The 14879-nt window shown below is 71.7% G+C and carries 17 protein-coding genes and 1 tRNA gene; 11 read left to right on the top strand and 7 right to left on the bottom strand.

The features are described from left to right. Nucleotides 1-440: 440 nt before the first annotated feature. Nucleotides 441-1184, bottom strand: a complete 744-nt coding sequence (locus ABZS42_RS17515) for a YcnI family protein (RefSeq protein ID WP_355146384.1) — start codon at nt 1182-1184, stop codon at nt 441-443. A 15-nt stretch (nt 1185-1199) separates the two neighbouring features. Next, nucleotides 1200-2861: a copper resistance protein CopC gene (locus ABZS42_RS17520; protein WP_355146386.1), complete on the bottom strand. Its 1662-nt coding sequence runs from the start codon at nt 2859-2861 to the stop codon at nt 1200-1202. 247 nt (nt 2862-3108) lie between these two features. Here ABZS42_RS17520 and ABZS42_RS17525 point away from each other — a divergent pair, with 247 nt between their 5' ends. The 4 genes from ABZS42_RS17525 to ABZS42_RS17540 are packed head-to-tail and all read left to right on the top strand — an operon-like array spanning nt 3109 to nt 5932. After that, complete coding sequence (locus ABZS42_RS17525) at nt 3109-3450, top strand: hypothetical protein (RefSeq protein ID WP_355146388.1); 342 nt, start codon at nt 3109-3111, stop codon at nt 3448-3450. Between the two features lie 34 nt (nt 3451-3484). Then, a complete protein-coding gene (locus ABZS42_RS17530) occupies nt 3485-4009 on the top strand; it encodes a MauE/DoxX family redox-associated membrane protein (protein WP_355146389.1) in 525 nt (174 codons plus the stop codon). Then, nucleotides 4002-4718 (top strand): thioredoxin domain-containing protein, encoded by a 717-nt coding sequence (locus ABZS42_RS17535; protein ID WP_355146391.1) that lies wholly within the window; start codon nt 4002-4004, stop codon nt 4716-4718. The genes ABZS42_RS17530 and ABZS42_RS17535 overlap by 8 nt, the downstream gene beginning before the upstream one ends. Beyond that, nucleotides 4715-5932: a hypothetical protein gene (locus tag ABZS42_RS17540; protein ID WP_355146393.1), complete on the top strand. Its 1218-nt coding sequence runs from the start codon at nt 4715-4717 to the stop codon at nt 5930-5932. The genes ABZS42_RS17535 and ABZS42_RS17540 overlap by 4 nt, the downstream gene beginning before the upstream one ends. Here the strand turns inward: ABZS42_RS17540 and ABZS42_RS17545 are convergent. Genes ABZS42_RS17545 through ABZS42_RS17560 form a run of 4 tightly spaced genes read right to left on the bottom strand, consistent with a single transcriptional unit; the run spans nt 5896 to nt 8589 of the window. Beyond that, entirely contained in the window at nt 5896-6669 is a 774-nt protein-coding gene (locus tag ABZS42_RS17545; RefSeq protein WP_355146395.1) for an ABC transporter ATP-binding protein, read from the bottom strand. The two genes, ABZS42_RS17540 and ABZS42_RS17545, sit on opposite strands and share 37 nt — an antisense overlap. After that, nucleotides 6666-7436: a cobalt ECF transporter T component CbiQ gene (gene cbiQ / locus ABZS42_RS17550; protein ID WP_355146397.1), complete on the bottom strand. Its 771-nt coding sequence runs from the start codon at nt 7434-7436 to the stop codon at nt 6666-6668. Before cbiQ ends, ABZS42_RS17545 begins: the two co-directional genes overlap by 4 nt. A gap of 5 nt (nt 7437-7441) precedes the next feature. Then, nucleotides 7442-7876, bottom strand: a complete 435-nt coding sequence (locus ABZS42_RS17555; RefSeq protein ID WP_355146399.1) for a PDGLE domain-containing protein — start codon at nt 7874-7876, stop codon at nt 7442-7444. Continuing rightward, the gene (locus ABZS42_RS17560; RefSeq protein ID WP_355146401.1) at nt 7873-8589 is read right to left on the bottom strand and encodes an energy-coupling factor ABC transporter permease; all 717 of its coding nucleotides are present in this window, start codon (nt 8587-8589) and stop codon (nt 7873-7875) included. The genes ABZS42_RS17555 and ABZS42_RS17560 overlap by 4 nt, the downstream gene beginning before the upstream one ends. Nucleotides 8590-8750: 161 nt before the next feature. On the opposite strand from ABZS42_RS17560, the gene bcp reads away from it, so the two are divergent. The 5 genes from bcp (at nt 8751) to ABZS42_RS17585 (ending at nt 11011) form a co-directional block, all read left to right on the top strand. Then, nucleotides 8751-9224, top strand: a complete 474-nt coding sequence (gene bcp / locus ABZS42_RS17565; protein ID WP_355146403.1) for a thioredoxin-dependent thiol peroxidase — start codon at nt 8751-8753, stop codon at nt 9222-9224. A 30-nt stretch (nt 9225-9254) separates the two neighbouring features. After that, a complete protein-coding gene (locus tag ABZS42_RS17570) occupies nt 9255-9851 on the top strand; it encodes an HNH endonuclease signature motif containing protein (RefSeq protein ID WP_355146405.1) in 597 nt (198 codons plus the stop codon). Beyond that, nucleotides 9842-9916: transfer RNA gene (locus ABZS42_RS17575), tRNA-Leu, on the top strand. Before ABZS42_RS17570 ends, ABZS42_RS17575 begins: the two co-directional genes overlap by 10 nt. A 102-nt stretch (nt 9917-10018) precedes the next feature. Beyond that, the gene (locus ABZS42_RS17580) at nt 10019-10552 is read left to right on the top strand and encodes a GNAT family N-acetyltransferase (RefSeq protein WP_355146464.1); all 534 of its coding nucleotides are present in this window, start codon (nt 10019-10021) and stop codon (nt 10550-10552) included. A gap of 57 nt (nt 10553-10609) precedes the next feature. Next, the gene (locus ABZS42_RS17585; protein ID WP_355146407.1) at nt 10610-11011 is read left to right on the top strand and encodes a nuclear transport factor 2 family protein; all 402 of its coding nucleotides are present in this window, start codon (nt 10610-10612) and stop codon (nt 11009-11011) included. A 49-nt stretch (nt 11012-11060) separates the two neighbouring features. Here the strand turns inward: ABZS42_RS17585 and ABZS42_RS17590 are convergent, their stop codons facing one another. Further along, on the bottom strand, nt 11061-11879 hold the full coding sequence (locus tag ABZS42_RS17590; RefSeq protein ID WP_355146409.1) for an MOSC N-terminal beta barrel domain-containing protein: 819 nt from the start codon (nt 11877-11879) through the stop codon (nt 11061-11063). Nucleotides 11880-12244: 365 nt separating this feature from the next. Between ABZS42_RS17590 and ABZS42_RS17595 the strand changes: the two genes are divergently transcribed. Together ABZS42_RS17595 and ABZS42_RS17600 are read left to right on the top strand one after the other, a co-directional pair. Beyond that, on the top strand, nt 12245-13189 hold the full coding sequence (locus ABZS42_RS17595; RefSeq protein WP_355146466.1) for an LCP family protein: 945 nt from the start codon (nt 12245-12247) through the stop codon (nt 13187-13189). A gap of 297 nt (nt 13190-13486) precedes the next feature. Further along, nucleotides 13487-14848 carry a sugar transferase gene (locus tag ABZS42_RS17600; RefSeq protein ID WP_355146411.1) on the top strand — a complete coding sequence of 454 codons (1362 nt, stop codon included), beginning with the start codon at nt 13487-13489 and terminating at the stop codon, nt 14846-14848. Nucleotides 14849-14879 lie beyond the last annotated feature (31 nt).

Below are 14879 nucleotides of genomic sequence, written 5' to 3' on the forward strand. Positions count from 1 at the left end.
GCGCCGCACCTCGTCGGCCGGGGCCAGGCCGAGCAACGCGGGACCGTCCGGCGTACTGGCCTCGAGGCGTAGCCGCGCCTGCCCGAACCGGGTGAACGGCGCCTCCTGCCGCAGCAGCCGGTCCAGGTCCGGCACGACCACCGCGTGTCCGGAGGTCTGCACGGCCTCGAAGCGGGCCGTGAACGCGCCGCTCGGATCGGCGTGCCGGCCGACCTGCCAGAGCACTCCGCCGGCCAGCAGCGCCGGGAGACCGACGATCAGCAGCAGCATTCCGGCGATCGCGCGCACGAACCGCATCCGTTCCGTCCCCCTCCGTAGCCAGACACTCGGTCGACCTTACCGACGTCGACCGGCCGATCAGGGGATATCCACGGCACGCGATCGGGGAAAGCACGCGGGCCCACCGGAGATCCGGTGGGCCCGCCTGACGGGGGTACGGGTCAGGCCTTCGCGGCCGGCTCCCGGCGGCTGCGGCTGAACGCGAGCCCACCGAGCACCAGGCCGGCGAGCCCGGCGACCAGCCCGGCGATGCCGAGCCCGGTGGCGAGACCGTTCCCCCCGGCCTCGTCCGGGTCACCGCCGGTGCCCGTGGCGTTGTTCGCGACCGGAGCCGACGACGCGGAGGGGGACTCGGCCGCGGCGGCCAGGGTGAGCACCGGCGCCGGGTCCTCCGGCTCCTCCGCGCCCGCCGTGGGCTCCTCGATCCACCGCGAGACGTTGCCGTCCGAGTAGGTCTGCAGCGTCTTGAAGACCATCTGGTCGACCTGCGGCAGCGGCCCGAGGGAGACCGCGAACTCCTGGAACTGACCCGACTTGATCCCGGCGTCGCCGCTCGCCGTCCAGGTCAGCTTCGACACCGCCTCGGTGATCTGGCTGCCGTGCACCTCGAGCGGCGGGTTCAGCTTCCGCTTCTCCATCGCCACCGTCCAACCCGGCACCGGCATCGTCGAGACCGACCCGACCGGCGCGTTCTCCGGCAGCACCACCTCCAGCTTCACGGTGGAGGCGGTGTCGCTCTCGTTCGGCACCCGGAACGCGATCCGACCGTAACCGCCCTGGGTCGCCTCCTTCGGGTTCACCGTGACGTGGGCCGACGCGGGCGCGGCGAAGCCGAGCACGGCGGTGGCGACGACACCGACGGCCAGGGCCGCGGCGCCGGCCAGAGAACGGCGGGTACGGGTCATGGGTTCGGAACCTCTCTAACGGATCGGCACGGTGGCGGTCACCGTGGCCTGGTCGATGTCGGACGTACGGGCGGTCAACTTCAGCTGCCAGTCCCCGGACGCGGGCAGGTTGATCTCGCCGGTGGCGTGGCTGTCGCTCAGCGGCAGCAGCGGGATGTCGATCGGCTCGATCCCGGCCGACGGCAGGGCGGCTGTCGCCTTCCACTCCACCACCGGCTGCGGCCGGCTGTTCTTGTCATACGCGTACAGGTGCAGGCTGTTGTTGCCCGGCGCGGCCGGATCCACCTCGACCTGGATGTCGAGCAGGGAACTGGTGAGCGTGCTGCTGAAGTAGCCGGCCTCGACCCCGGCCGTCTCGGCGGCCGTGCGGGCCGGTGGGCTCTGCACCAGCACCGTGGTCACACCGAGCACTACCACCGTGATCGCGAGCTCCACCCAGACGGCCCGGCGAACCGACCCGGGCCGTTGCTCGGCGATCCGCCGGCGCACCATCTGCCGCGAGTACGCGGCCACCCCCATGACCAACGCGAACAGCCCGATCTTGACCAGCAGCAGCTGGCCGTAGGTGGTGTTGACCAGGGCGCTCGGCGTGGCCACCTCGATCAGACCCTGCACCACGCCGGCGAGCAGCAGCGCGGACACGGCCAGCGCCGCCCAGCGGGACCAGATCGGCATGATCGCGCCGAGTTCCCGCTCATCGCCACGACGCAGCAGGAACACGGCGAGCATCAGCAGGCCGCCGAGCCAGACCGCCATGCTGCCCAGGTGCACCGTGTCGACGACCACGGAGACCGCCGGGGCCGGCGACGCGGCGGGGTGCCCGGACAGCGGCCAGGTCAGCAGACCGGCCACCCCGAGCACCGCCAGGATGATCCCGTCCGCCCGCCCGGCGGGGCCCGCGAGCAGCGGCCGGAGCAGGAAGGCGGCTGCGGCCAGCAGACCGAGCCGAACCAGGTGCACCGCGCCGAAGGTGCTGCCCAGCACGGTGCCGAAACCCTCACCGCTGACCTCGAAGAGCCCACCACCGGCCGTGTACGGCACCTGCAACCACAGGTCGGCGAGGGTGGAGAGGGCGACCAGGCCGAGCCCGGCCCAGGCGAGCCGGGCCGGACCACGCCGGCTGAGCCGCCGCGGCCACAACGCGGCCAGCACCAGCGCCGGCCCGATCAGCAGCACGAGGCCGGCGTAGCCGAGGAACTTGGCGACCTTCACCGCAGTCTCGACGACCGGGTTCGCCCGGCTGTTGTCACCGGTGTCCTGTGGGGGAGGCGACGGAGCCCCGACCGAGTAGGTGAACGCGCCGGAGACCGGGTGGCTGTCGGCCGAGATCACCCGGTAGCTGACGAGGTATGTGCCGCGCTCGCCGGCCGGGTCGACCGGGATCTTCACCACCGCGCCCTGGAAATCCGGATCGCCACGGTCGGCACGGGAACCGTCCGGGGCGATCACACGGATCTTGTCCGGCACCTTCTGGACCGACTCACTGAAGGTGAGCACCACCTCCGACGGCCCGGTCGGCAGCACTGCCGACGCTACGGGACTGGAGCTGGAGAGCACCGCGTGCGCGCTCGCGGGCGTGGCCGGAGCGATCAGGAGGGCGACGACGGCGACGAGGAGTCCGGCCGCGGCGACGAGCCGACCGAACCAGCGGCGAGGGGCAGAGATCATGCCGGCCATGCTTGCCGACTGCGGCGGTCGACGGCCACCCCGCCTCACCCGCGCCCCGAAGTCAACGCGTCCGGCACCGCCGGCTCCGCCTGCGGATCCACCCCGTCCGGCCGTGCCGACAGCGCCGCCCGTCCGTCGTCGCATGTCATGACGAGATAGTCGGCGGGAACCCGGAGAAAGTTCCCGGCGTGGTGCAGACCATGGATGAGTCCAAGCATCCCCGCCGCCCGTCACCTGCCGCGTAACCTGGTTTGTCGTGATCCCCGCCCCGCGCGACGCCACCGCCGGCCCTGCCGAGCCGGTCGGCGCTGCCCGGGATCCGATCACCGAGCGGGCGCTGGCGGCGCGCGCGAGCGACCCGGCCGCGCAGGCCGCGTTCGTCCGGCGTACGCAGGTGCAGATGCGGCGCTTCGCCACGAACCTGGTTCGCCGGCTTCCCGTCGCGCGGCGGGCCGCGATCGCGCTCACCCGACCGCTCGGCCCCGCCTACGCCGAGGCCGCCGTCGTGGTGTGGGTGCCGCTGGGCACCGTCCGTCCCCGGGTGGCCCGGTCCCGTGACGATCTGGTCGAGGCGGTCGGCGACGCCCCGGCCGGTTGACCGGGCGGAACTTCCGGTGGAGGCGGTACGACTAATGACCGTGACAGCACCGAGCACCCGGGCTCTGCGGTGGCCCGCCGTCCGGCCCTGGCTCGGCACGGCCGCTCGCCTCGGTCTGGCCGCCGTGTGGCTGCTCGCGGGCGCGTCCAAGGTCGACGACCTCGCCGCTTCCGGCCGAGCGGTGAACGCGTACCAGGTGCTGCCGTACGACGTGGCGACCGTGGTCGGCGCCGCGCTGCCCTTCGTCGAGCTGGCTCTGGGCGTACTCCTGCTGCTGGGGCTGGCGACCCGGCTCACCGCGGGAATCTCCGCCACCCTGCTGGTGATCTTCATCACCGGCATCGCGTCGGCCTGGGCCCGTGGGCTCGCCATCGACTGCGGCTGTTTCGGCAGCGGCGGCCAGCTGGCCGAGGGGCAGGCGCCGAGCTACCTCCCGGAGATCCTGCGGGACCTGGGATTCCTGGTGATGGCGGGATTCCTACTGATCTGGCCGCGTACGCCCGTCTCGGTGGACGGCTGGCTGACGGGAGAACCCGTCGTGGAGGACGAGGATGAGTAGTCGCAGAGGACAGAAGGGCGCGGCCAAGGTCGTCCAGCAGCAACTCGCCCGCGAACGTCGACGCCGCCGCACCATCTGGGTCTCGGTGACCGCCGTGGCCGTCGTGCTCATCGCCGGGCTGATCGGCTGGGGCGTCTGGTCCAGCCAGAAGTCGGACGAGTTCACCGCCCCGAAAAACACCGCCGAGGCCGGCACCGGCGTGGTGGTCGGCTCCGGCCCGGTGACCGTCGACATCTACGAGGACTTCCTCTGCCCGGTCTGCAAGCAGTTCCAGGACACCAGCGGCGCCACCGTCGACCAGCTGATCAGCGAGGGCAAGATCCGAGCCGTGTACCACCCGGTGGCATACCTCAACCGGTTCTCCACCACCGAGTACTCCACCCGCTCGTCCGCCGCCTCCGGCTGCGCGGCCGACGAGGGCAAGTTCGCCGAGTACGCCAAGGCCCTCTACCAACGGCAGCCGCCGGAGGGCAGCGCCGGGCTCACCGACGACGAGCTGATCGACATCGGCGCGGGCGTGGGCCTGAACCGCGACGACTTCGGCTCCTGCGTCCGCGACCACACCTTCAAGGCCTGGACCGAACACGTCACCGACACGGCGAGCCGCAACAACGTCACCGGCACACCCACCGTGATCATCGACGGTCGGCAGGTGACCGACCGCAGCCCGGACGGCATCCGGGCAGCCGTGGAGGCGGCCGGCAAGTGATCCGAACCCTACTGACGCGGGCCGGGCTGGTAGCGGCCGCCGCGCTCACCGCGACCCTCGCCACCGCCGCACCGGCCGCCGCGCACGGCGCCGACGCCCCCGACGGCACCGACTACCGGACCACCGTGACCGGGATCGCCCCGGCCCTCGACGGGCTGGAGGTGCGAGCGGTCGAGGCGGGTGCCCGGCTCGAACTGACCAACCACACCGGCCGTCCCGTCGAGGTGATCGGCTACTCCGGCGAGCCGTACCTGCGGGTCGGCCCGGACGGCGTGTACGAGAACACCCGCTCCCCCGCGACCTACCTCAACCGCACCATCTCCGGGGACACCACGCTGCCGCCGGAGGCCGACCCGGCCGCCGAGCCGTCCTGGCGTCGGGTCGCCGACGGGCCGAGCGTGCGCTGGCACGACCAGCGGGCCCTGTACCAGGAGGCCGCGCCGCCGGCGGCCGCCCTGGCCGCCCCGGATCGGGAACACCGGGTCCGGGACTGGTCGGTGCCGCTGCGCGCCGGATCCCAGCCGATGGAGATCCGCGGCGCGCTCGACTGGGTGCCACCACCCGACTCGTACACCTGGTGGGCCGTGACGATCGTCGGCCTGCTCGCCGTCGGCGCGCTCGGGCTGCTGCGGGCGGGCTCCGTGCCCGGCGGGCGCGCGCTGGCCGGGGTGGGTGCGCTGCTGGCCGCCGGCGGGGCGGCCGCCGTGGCGTACACCGTGGGACGCGCGCTGGACGGCGGCGCGCTGGGGCTGGGCGGAGTACTGCTCGGGCTGCTCACCGGGCAACTCTGGGCGCTGCTCACCGGCCTCGGCGCGATCGCGGCCGGCGCGTACGCCCTGGCCCGCCGGCCCGCCGCCGACTTCACCGTGGCGCTTGCCGGCGCCTGCCTGGCGCTCTTCGCCGGGGTGGCGAACGCCACCGTGTTCGCCCGGGCGGTTGCCCCGGCGCCCTGGTCGGCGACGTGGGCACGGGTGCTCCTCGCGGCCATTCTGATCACCGGCGTGGGAGCCACCGCCGCCGGCGCGCTGCGCCTGCACGCCGCGCGCAACTCCTCGCCCCGGCCCATCCCGGCGGTCGGCGCCGCAGCGAAGGCGAAGAACGCCGCCGCGGTTGCGGGGGACGACACCGCCGGCCCGGAGCCGGGAACCGCGACGGATCCGGCGGCGAGCGGCGCGGGTCAGGAGCGGGCAGCCGCGCGGGGATCGAAACCGTAGGGCAGCTCGAGACGGTGCCGCGCCAGCAGGTCGGCGTCGGCGAGCAGGTCGCCGGTAGGGGCGTCGGCCACGATCCGGCCACCGTCGAGGATCACCGAGCGGTCGCAGAGCTCGGCGGCGTACGGCAGATCGTGGGTCACCATGAGCATCGTCACCGGCAGGGTACGGAGGATCTCGGCCAGCTCACGCCGGGCCGCCGGGTCGAGGTTCGACGACGGCTCGTCGAGCACCAGGATCTCCGGACGCATGGCCAGCACCGTGGCCACCGCCACCCGGCGGCGCTGCCCGAACGAGAGGTGGTGCGGCGCGCGGTCCCGGTGCTCGGACATGCCGACCGCGGCGAGCGCCTCGTCGACCCGCTCGGCCAGCTCCGTCCCCCGCAGCCCCAGGTTGGCCGGGCCGAACGCCACGTCCTCCGCGACGGTGGGCAGGAAGAGCTGATCGTCCGGATCCTGGAAGACGATGCCCACCCGACGCCGTACCTCGGCGAGGGTGGCCCGGTCCGGCGTCACCGTCAGCCCGCCGACGCTCACGCTGCCCTCGGTCGGGGTGAGGATGCCGTTCAGGTGCAGCACCAACGTGGTCTTGCCGGCACCGTTCGGGCCGAGCAGCGCCACCCGCTCACCGCGCGGCACGGTGAGGTCGACCCCGTGCAGGGCCACATGCCCGTCCGGGTACGCGAAACGGACCCCACGGGCGTCCAGGCTGGGTGTCGTCGGCTGCACGGTGCCGATCATCCCAGCACCAGGGCGGTGGCCGCGATCGAGGCCGCCAGCACCGGCACGGTGGCCGCGACGAGCCACTGCCCGGTGGTGGCCCCGCCCGCACCCTGCCAGACCGCCGGCATCCGCCCCGAGTAGCCGCGGGACAACATCGCCAGGTACACCCGCTCGCCCCGCTCGAACGCGCGCAGGAAGAGCGCGCCGACGCCGGCGGCGAAGCCGCGCAGCTGCCAGAGGAACCGTGGATCGTCGCCCCGGGAGATCCGGGCCACCCGCATCCGCCGCGCCTCGCCGACCAGCACGTCGAGGTAGCGCAGCATGAAACTGGCGATCTGGGTGAGCAGATGCGGGCAGCGCAGCCGGTCCAGGCCGAGGATCAGGTCCCGAGTGGTGGTGGTCGCGGCGAGCAGCAGCGACGCGAGGACGCCGAGGGTGCCCTTCGCCAGGATGTTCCAGCTGCCGTAGAGCCCGTCCACGGACAGGTGCAGCCCGGCGACGGTGATCCGCTCGCCCGCCCCGAGGAACGGCAGCGCCACCGCGAAGAGCACGAACGGCAGCTCGATCAGAGCCCGGCTGAGCAGCCAACGGGGCCCCACCCGGGCCAGGGCCGCGACCGCCGCCACCAGGAGGGCGTACCCGCCGAAGGCCCAGAACGCCTCGCGCGGGGTGGCCACCACCGCAAGGGTGAAGACCACCATCGCCACGATCTTGACCTCGGGCGGAAGCCGGTGCACCGGCGAGGAGCTCTCCCGGTACAGCACGTGCCCGTGACCGGCCCCCACCGCCATCAGCTCCGGCCGGTCGGGGCCGACGCGCTGCCCTCGGAAGTCGCGTCACTGCCGGCCGCCGCGACGGCGCCCGACGTCACACCGTCGACCGCCGCGCCGGACGAGCGGCGGCGCAGCAGCCAGAAGGCGCCACCGCCGATCGCGAACGTCAGCAGTACGCCGAGCACCCCGGAAAGGCCGGTGGAGAGGAAGCCGTTCTCGATGCCGCGTACCCCGTAGTCGGCCAGCGGGCTGTCGGCCAGCTCGTGATCCTTGGCCTGCTGCGCCGGGCAGCTGCCGCCGACGATGTTGTCGTCGGCGTCGACGGTGCAGCCCTTGAGCAGCGAGGAGTCCAGCCCGTCGGGGTGCGACGAGGCGTAGTTGCTGACCACGCCGGCCAGCACCAGGGCGACCAGCAGGCCGCCGACGATGAAAGCCCAGGGACGCTTTCTCACCGGACACCTCCGACGGCCGGAACGGTGGACGCCGCGGCGGGGCGCAGTCCGCGCAGCGCATAGACGAGATCGGGACGTACCTTGGCGACGGTGACCACCGTGGTCGCGGTGATCAGGCCCTCACCGATGCCGATCAGCAGGTGGGCGCCGGCCATCGTGCCGGCCAGACCGGCCAGGTTGCTGCCGAGATCGGTGGTGCCACCCAGCCAGTACTGCACGACGAAGCCCTGCGACGCGACCACCACGCTGAGCATCGCCGAGACGAAGGCGGTGACCGCCAGACCGGCGGGCGTACGGGGCAGCACCCGCAGCAGCAGGGCGATGAGCAGGTACGCCGCGGCGGTGCCGACGAGCGCCATGTTCGTGATGTTCAACCCGAGCATCGCCACCCCGCCGTCGCCGAACACCAGCGCCTGCACCACCAGCACGACCGAGACGCAGAGCGCGCCGACCCAGGGGCCGACCAGCATCGCGGCGAGCGCGCCGCCGAGCAGGTGGCCGCTCACGCCGGCGGTGAAGATCGGGAAGTTGAGCATCTGCACGGCGAAGATGAACGCGGCGACCAGCCCGGCCATCGGCGCGAGACGGTCGTCGAGGTCCCGCCGCCCGCGCAGCACGCAGACGGTCAGGGTCGCCAGTGCGAGGGCCGCGAAGATCGCGGCGACGGGACCGTTGATGATCCCGTTCGAGATGTGCATCGCCAGGTTTTCCACGCGACCTCCCACGCGCCGGCGGGCCCGTCCTCGCCGGCCGGGTCAGACTATTTCCCGTACCTGTCTCTTGCAAAGAGATGGCATTAAGCCCCGGTGTTGATCAACGAACGGGCGCGTGCCGGCACCGGCCCGACGCTCAGCACCGGCGGTAGGGTCGGGCAATGACCGCTACCCGCCTCGCCCCCGGTGACCCGGCGCCCGAGTTCACCCTGCCCACCGACACCGGCGACACGCTCAACCTGGCCGACCTGCGCGGTCGGCGAGTGATCCTCTACGCCTACCCCGCGGCGATGACCCCCGGCTGCACCAAGCAGGCCTGTGACTTCCGCGACTCGCTCGCCTCCCTGCAGGCCGCCGGCTACGAAGTGGTCGGCATCTCACCGGACAAGCCGGAGAAGCTGGCGAAGTTCCGCGAGCGGGACGCCATCACCTTCCCGCTCGTGTCCGACACCGACAAGAGCGTGCTGACCGCCTACGGCGCGTACGGCGAGAAGCAGCTCTACGGCAAGACCGTGACCGGCGTGATCCGGTCCACGTTCGTCATCGACCCCGACGGCAAGATCGAGCGGGCGCTCTACAACGTGAAGGCCACCGGGCACGTCGCCAAGCTCCGCCGCGACCTCGGCCTCGACTGAAGTGTCGTATCGGACCACTACCTTGCGTGAGTGGTCCGATACAAATACGCGCCGGAAGCGCTCGCCGCGGCCACAGCCGCCGCGCGCAGCGTCACCGAGGTGATGCGGCTGCTCGGCGTACGGGTCAGCGGAGGCTCGCACGCGCACATCAGCCGGCAGCTGAAACGCTTCGGCATCGACACGTCGCACTTCACCGGGCACGCCCACAACAAGGGGCAGCGCGGCCGGCGAAGGTCAGCAACGCAACTTCTGGTGAGGCTGCCTGAAGGGTCTCGCCGGATTCCCGGCACCCGGCTCAAGCGAGCACTGGCGACGATCGGCCTGCCGGAGGATTGCGAGGCGTGTGGTATCGGGCCGACCTGGCAGGGTGCCAAGCTCACCCTGCATGTCGACCACATCAACGGCGACTTTCTCGACAATCGGCCACATAATCTCCGGCTGCTCTGCCCGAACTGCCACAGCCAGACCGCCACGTACGCAGGCCAACGCCGCCCCGCCCTGGTCTCACCCGACGTGGTCTACGATCCTGAAGCCGTCACTCCAACAGGCTTTCCAATAGGCAGGCGTCTGCCTCATCGGCCAGAATGGCCATGGACCATGGTGGAGTACCGCATGAAGGGGTCGTAGCCCAACTGGCAGGAGGCACACGGTTTAGGTCCGTGACAGTGCGGGTTCGAATCCCGCCGGCCCTACTCAACAGCCTGGTGGTGCGCGCCGCCGCATGATGACCAGGCACTGTCGTCCGCGTCACGATCATGGTCGACGGGCACGATCCGCGGGTGAGGATTGCCGGTGTGAGCCTGCGCTTCGTCCTCGACCCCGAGCTGACCCCTGAGCTGCGTGAACAGATCGTGACGCTGTGGGCGGACGTCAGCAACGCCGGTGGGGCGGTCGGTTTCGTGCCGCCGGTGACCGCCGCCGACGTGCGCGCCCTCGCCGAACCGACGTTCGCCGGGATCACCGACGGTCCGGACCGGCTGCTGCTCGGGTACGAGGAAGACCGGCCCGTCGCCGCGCTGATCTTCACCGAAAACCGGTTCGCCCTCAAGGAGCACTGGTGTGTGCTGAAGCGGGTGATGGTCCACCCCGACACCCAGGGCAGGGGGTACGGGTCGGAGCTGATGCGGGAGGCCGAGCGGATCGGCCGGGCGCTTGGCTTCGAGGCGCTGCACGTGACCCTGCGGGACGGGCTCGGACTCGACCGCTTCTACGGCCGGCTCGGCTACCGGGAGATCGGCCGGTTGCCCCGCGCGCTGCGGGTGGCGGCCGGCGACGACCGGGACGAGGTCCTCATGTGGCTCGACCTCGCACCGGTCGCCGGACGGTAGATCCGCCCCGCCGGCCGCCCGCCAACTGCCACAATCAGACCCGCCGGACGTCGGCAGATGGCAGGTCAGGAGGGCTACACCGTGCCGGACAGCGAACTCGAGGCAGCCCTGTTGGGCGCGGAACGCCGCCTTCAGGCCGCGCAGCGGGCCGGGGATGTCGCCGCGCTCGACGAACTGCTCGGCGATCAACTGATCGCCGTCGGCCCCGACGGCGGGAGGTACGGCAAGCAGGACGATCTCGTCGCGTACCACAGCGGGACGTCGGTGATCGACGAGCTCGTCGAGGAGCAGGTGGAGCTGCTCGTCGAGGGCACCACCGGGGTGACGTTCTTCGTCGGACGGGTGGCCGGCACGTCCAACGGCTCGCCGTTCGCGGCTCGGCTGCGCTACACGCGGACGTGGGTCTACGACGCCGACGACGGTTGGCGGGTGCTCGCGGCTGTCATCACCCCGGCCTGAAGCGCGCCGGCTCGGCCGGGTCGGGGCTCGTGGGTCACGAGGCGCGCGGTCAGCTGCCCGGCGTCAGCGGGTCGCCGACGTTCAGCGCGCCGGTCCCGGTCGGCACGAGGTTCAGTCCGAAGAGGAGCTTCTGCCGCACGTTGCGGTAACGGCCGAGCGTGCGCAGTGGCTCGTGGTCGCGTACACCCGTCTCCTGGTCGGTGGTCGTCACCACGCAGCGGTCGCACGGCCCGGCGGCGCGGAACGTCACCTCACCGATACGCAGCGGGCGGCCCACCCATTCGTCCTCGGCCCAGGCGGGCGCGTCCTCGACGACCAGGTTGGGTCGGAACCGGCTCATCGGCACCGGTGGCTCGCCGGCCTCGGCGAGCCAGTCGTTGAGCGCGGTCAGCGAGGCGGCGTTGGCCAGCAGCAGCGGGTAGGCGTCGGCGAAGCTCACCTGGTCGCCGGTGTCGTGCTCCCGCTCGTCGGCGGCGAGGTGCCGGGCGGGCCGGGCCAGGAAGACCAGCCGAACAGGCCGGCCGAGCAGCGCGCCCAGCCAGTCGTCCGCGGCCGGGCCGGCGGGCAGCGCCGGCACGGGCAGCTTGCGGCTGCGGAACGTACGCACCGGGACGGGCCCGCCGCCGGTCGGCTCGGGTACGTCCAGGTCGGGCCGCCCGTCCGCCCGCAGCAGAAGGCCACCGTCGCGGGGCCTGGCGTGCAGCCCGACCAGCCGGCGGGTCTCCCGCTGGGTGACGCCGACACCGTCGGCGTCCACCACCATCCAGCGCCGATCACCGGCCAGCCCCCACGCCAGCACCTGCGCGCCGTCGTGGTCGAGCCGGTGGCAGCCCTTGACCGGGTACGTGTGGATGGTGCTCAGACGCATCCGCTCACCATGCCACGCCGATGCCGTCGCCGATGCCGTCGCCGATGGTCGGCCACCGGCTGGGCACGGTCTTCCCGGTTGAGCCGCTTCACCCGCCTCTCACCGCCCGTCGGAGCGCGAGCGTGCCCACCGTGCGGTGACGGGTGGAAACAGGCTGATCGAGTGGGCGGTACCCGACCGGCCGGTGGACCGGATCGGCCGGACGAGGGTGCACGGCTCGTCGCCTGAATCAGTAGCATCGCGCCATGCGCCGACATGAACAGACCACAGATTTCGACGCGGACCCTTCGGGGGTGACTCCCACTCCGGAACCGAATGGCGGCTCGGAGCGGCCGCGCCGGCGCCGCCGCTGGCGGCGGGTCGTCCTGATCAGTCTGGTGGTGGTCCTCCTACTCGGTGGCGGCGCGGTGGTCGCCGGCGGCCTCTACCTACGCTCCGTGGAGTCCGGCATCGACCGGGTCGACGCGTTCGAGGACGTACCGGTGGAGTCCCGCCCCGAGCCGGTGGTCGAAGGTGCCATGAACGTGATGATCCTGGGCAGTGACTCCCGCGATCCGGAGAAGACGTCCGGCTCCCGTACCGACACCATCATCCTTGCCCACCTGCCGAAGGACCGGTCGAGCGCCCAGCTCATCTCGATTCCCCGGGACACCTGGGTGTCGGTGCCGCGGTCGAAGGACGGCAACCACGGCGGACGGGACGCGAAAATCAACGCCGCGTACGCCTGGGGCGGCGTGCCGCTGATGGTCCAGACGGTGGAGAAGTTCACCAACGTCCGCGTCGACCACGTCGCGATCATCGACTTCGCCGGCTTCAAGGAAATCATCGACGCACTGGGCGGCATCGAGGTCGACGTGGAAAAGAACTTCACCTCGATCCACCCCCCGTTCCGCAACTTCCGCAAGGGGATGCAGGAGATGGACGGGGAGACGGCGCTGGACTACTCGCGCCAGCGCAAGCAGTTCGCCGACGGCGACTTCGCCCGGATCCGGCATCAGCAGCAGGTCATCAAGGCAATTCTGGACAAGGCGGCCTCCGGTGGTCTGCTGACGAACCCCGGCAAGCTGAACTCGTTCCTCCAGGCCACCTCCAACTCCGTCTCCATCGACAAGAACATGTCGCTGCTCGACATGGCGAACCAGATGCACGGGGTGCGCGGCAACAACCTGACCTTCGTCACGAGTCCGACCAAGGGAACCGGACGGGTCGGCACCGAGAGCGTCGTGTTCGCCGACGAGAAGAAGGCCAAGTCCTTCTACGACGCTGTTCGACGCGACGCGGTAGCAGAGATTCTCGCCGCTGGGAAGTAGGAAATCCGACTGTCTGCATAGCTCTGGTGGTGCAACGTAGCCGGTCGTATCCTTCGGTCGCCCGGACGCCATGGCGCGTGGTTCGGGCGCCGTTCACGGGGAGGGTCGACCATGTCAGGGCATGCGGCTTCGGCCGACCAGGCAACGGGCGAGGTGCAGAACGAGGATCCACCACGGCAAGCCCTACTGACAAGGCCTGAACAGGACGAATACGCGCGCCGAACGGGCCAGCGGGCACGGGAGACCGCACCGGCCAGCGGCGGCACCGGCGACCGGGTGGGGCAGCCAGGTCTCGATGTGACCACAGTGCTGCCCTACGCCGGTTCCCGCGCCTCCAGGCGGACGCGCCGGCTGCGCGCCTGGATGCTGACCGCGCCGGTCGACGTCGCCGCGTTGCTGGCGCCCTTGCTGCTGACCCACCACTACTGGCGGGGGACGCTGGTCATGGCGGGCCTGACCGTGGCGATCTTCGCCGCCGGTGGGCTCTACCGGGCGCGACGCCACGTCAGCATCCTGGACGAGCTGCCGAGCATCTCTGGTCGGCTGCTCGCCGCGGGGGCGGTGGTCGCCATCATCGCGGCCCTGCGTCACGAATCCGCCCAGTACGTGGGCGGGTTCGTGCGGGGCGTGGCGATCTCCGCGGGGCTGGTCGTCATCGGGCGGATGATCACCCGGGAGCTGGCCACCATCGCGCGCAAGCGTCGTTGGGTGGAGCACAACACGATCATCATCGGAAGCGGCCCGACCGCGGTGGAGCTGGCCCGACTGCTGCGCCGCTACCCCCGGTACGGCCTGCGGTTCACCGGATGCGTCGACACCACGGCCCGGCGCGGCCCGGGCTCGCTTCCGCTGATCGGCACGTTCGACCAGCTGGAGCAGCTCGTGACGACGGTCGAGTGTGACGTGCTCATCATCGCGGACCCGCAGTGTTCGGAGGCGTTCCTCACGCAGATCCTGCGCCGGCCGGGCACCGCGAGCTGCGACCTCTGGGCCGTGCCCCGGCTCTGGGGCTCACGCTCCCAGGGGGACCACATCGGCGCGATCCCGATCGTCCGCGTCGGCGGCATCACCCTCTCGGGCTTCCGATGGGGCCTCAAGCGTGCGTCCGACATCGTCGTGTCGGCGCTGGCGCTTCTCATGCTCAGCCCGGTGCTGCTGCTGTGCGCCATCGCCATCTTCTTCGAGGGCGGCCGCGGCATCTTCTTCTACCAGGAGCGCATCGGCCGCGACGGCAAGCCCTTCCGGATCGTCAAGTTCCGCTCCATGCGTCCGCTGGACGAGCACGAGTCGCAGACGAACTGGTCCATCGCGCACGACCGGCGGGTCGGGCCGATCGGCCGGTTCATGCGGCGCACGTCGTTGGACGAGCTGCCTCAGCTGTGGAACATCCTGCGGGGCGACATGAGCGTGGTCGGTCCCCGGCCTGAGCGGCCCTACTTCGTGGAGAAGTTCTCCGCCGAGTACCCCCACTACGCGATGCGGCACCGCGTCCCGGTCGGGCTGACCGGCCTGGCTCAGGTCAGCGGCCTGCGGGGCGACACCCCGATATCCGACCGCGCCCGGTTCGACAACTACTACATCGAGAACTGGTCGCTGTGGTTGGACGCCAAGGTGCTGCTGCGCACGGTGTCCGAGGTGTTCCGCGGCGGCGGTCGCTGACCTTTCACCCACGCGCCACCGCCCGATCAGC

This window comes from Micromonospora sp. NPDC005367, from assembly GCF_040606825.1.
Taxonomy (GTDB): Bacteria; Actinomycetota; Actinomycetes; order Mycobacteriales; family Micromonosporaceae; genus Micromonospora.